At 40.5% G+C, this 2,454-nt stretch carries 2 protein-coding genes and 1 pseudogene; 1 reads left to right on the top strand and 2 read right to left on the bottom strand.

Translation table 11 applies throughout. From position 1 onward, the window contains the following. A pseudogene (locus H5202_RS20650) lies at positions 1-288 on the top strand (hypothetical protein); the annotation flags it as partial. Between the two features lie 332 nt (positions 289-620). Here H5202_RS20650 and orn read toward each other — a convergent pair. Together orn and H5202_RS20640 are read right to left on the bottom strand one after the other, a co-directional pair. Then, positions 621-1,220: an oligoribonuclease gene (gene orn / locus H5202_RS20645; RefSeq protein WP_182773714.1), complete on the bottom strand. Its 600-nt coding sequence runs from the start codon at positions 1,218-1,220 to the stop codon at positions 621-623. Positions 1,221-1,289: 69 nt separating this feature from the next. Then, the coding region (locus H5202_RS20640) for a tyrosine-type recombinase/integrase (protein ID WP_182773713.1) at positions 1,290-2,454 on the bottom strand (1,165 nt) is incomplete at its 5' end.

Here is a 2,454-nt window from a genome sequence, read left to right as displayed (position 1 = left end):
GTAAGAGAACTTGATTGTCAGGTTATATTAAGGCTTCAGCAACTTACTAATGAATTGATAGTGCAAGACTTAAATTTGCCAAACATGTCAGGTCAAAATAAAAGAAAAATTCAAAACCACCCTGAGTTTATTGACTCTGTACGTGGTATGTTTCCTGAAGGGGATGAGCTTTATAATGGAGCAGGATTTCGAGATAAAAATCATATTCAACTCTGTATAGTTAACCCCAATTGTATTATTGGTTTTTTTGATCCTATTCAACACAACAGCTGGTATAAATCCATCTAAATCTACATAGCCCTAACAAAGCGTTACGTTTAAGGGAATCATGAACCGCGGAATATAAATTAAGTCAATTTGGGAAGACGAATCTCTTTTCGAAGTTAAAGTGTCTGGTTTAAATGGAACGTTTTCCAGCGAGGCCAATTGCTATACGCTTATAAGTGAAATCAATAAATTTGCTGAGTCAATTTCTGGTTACCCTTCGAGCTTGGATCACATAGTGAGCTTCAGTGCAGGGCCTAGCGATACTCATTCCTATTTTGAATGTAGTTTCTCTCCTATACACCTCACGGGCCAATTGCTCTCGAACTCAACTATGTAAGCTAGACTCTTTAACTTTATGGATGCTTGAATATAGCATCCTTATAATACTTAAGCTCTGCAATCGATTCTCGAATATCAGCCAGTGCTTCATGCTTGTACTGCTTCATGCCTACCGCTTTCTTTTCCAACTCAGGCGCCCATGCTCTGGCCGCGAGTGCAATAGCCGAAATATCTAACTGACGATAATGCATAAACTCATGTAAGCGAGGCATTTGGCATAAGATGTACGACCGGTCGAACATGATTGAATTGCCGGCGAAAATAACGCCCTCTTTTGATTCTCGGTTATAGGGCTCGATACCTAAACCTTTTAAGTGACCTAATATCTGCACCTCACATTCTGCCAATGAGTAAGCACCTAATCTAACCTCATCAATCAAGCCGCTTTTGGTATGCGTATCTATGGCCCATTGATGCGAACGATTGATCATGTCTTCACTTTGATGAACCACAACTCTTAAAGCACTACCTACCTGATTGAGGTCCCTATCGGTAACAACAAGTGCTAATTCAAAAATAGGATAATATTCCATCCCTAACAGGCCATTGGCTAAACGATCATTTAAGCCGCCAGTCTCTATGTCACCAAACAAAAAATATGGTTTGTTACTCATTAAATATCTTCCCTTTGTGAAGATGCATAAACTAACCTGTAAATACCGCCCAGATTGAGTTTAGACTGTTTATAAATTGTTTCCTGTCTCGGTACTGTCTTGATTAAATCGACAAACGAAAGGATTAAATACGTCCATTAAATGACTATGCCAGAGCTCAATAGCTGCCCTCTTCTGATCGGCTAAGTAAGTGTGAATATAGGCTTGGTCTAACTTGGTCATAGAGTGGTTTAACATCTGCTCTGCTACCATATAATCAATGCCTAAGTCAGCCCAACACGACCTGGCAAGCTTACGCAAATCATGCGCAGTCCATTCACCATTGCTAACTTGTTTTACCATGCTATTAGCCGAACGTTCATCCAACCCGCCGGCACGATATTTATGAGGAAATAAATACACACCGCGATACCCATCAGCTAATTGATTACGCTTATGCCAATTCAATACAGTAGACATCAAAGGAGTAATAGGGATAGTTAACTGGGCTTGAGTCTTAGTAATATCTGCTGGAATAACCAGTTTGGTATTTGCCTCATCGTAATACGCCCACTTTAATAACCTAGTTTCACCAATACGAGTACCATAGGCCAACATGATAAATATCAGCACTGCAGCGTCGTCTTTAGCATTGCCAATGTTCGTCAGCAGCGGCAATAAATCAGTGGCCTGTAACTTAGGTGGTTTAGTTGCTATGGGGGTTGAGATAAAATCAGTAAAACTCAATGATGATAATGGATCATCACTTATCAGCTTAAGTACCGTCGCCTGCTTAAATGCCTTACGTAAAATTGCGTAGTACTGACGAACGCTGCCGATGGCGTATCGCGACTGCAGTGGCCAGATTAATAGCTCATCAACTTTATGGTGGTTTAACTCACTTAACAGTACATCGCCAAGCACAGGTAATAAATGCTTACTAATAGCACATTTGATATTACGCTTTCGTTTAATAGACAAGCTGGTATCAGATTGCGATCGAGTTAAATACCACTGCAACAAACCGCTACAACTGAGCCAGTTATTTACTTTTATATTATTGTCCTGTCTATGCTGAATACTCATTGATGGCAATCCATCCAGTATCACTTTAGCACCAACAAGCGGCCAACTCGCAACCTTCTCCCACCTGTCCTTACCATCTTTATACGTCACTAAGTGCCAGCATCCTCTATTATGCAAACGAGATAAACGAAGCCTAAGCGTAAAGAGTGGGTCCCTTAATTCAGTGACA

This window comes from Shewanella sp. SG41-4 (assembly GCF_014164505.1).
Lineage (GTDB): Bacteria > Pseudomonadota > Gammaproteobacteria > Enterobacterales > Shewanellaceae > Shewanella.
The sequence above is the reverse complement of the archived record's forward strand: the minus strand, read 5'-3'. Positions and strand labels throughout refer to the sequence as shown.

Bases quoted from the DNA above. Each gene is read 5' to 3' on its own strand.
- orn (WP_182773714.1), bottom strand. From the start codon at position 1,220: ATGAGTAACAAACCATATTTTTTGTTTGGTGACATAGAGACTGGCGGC.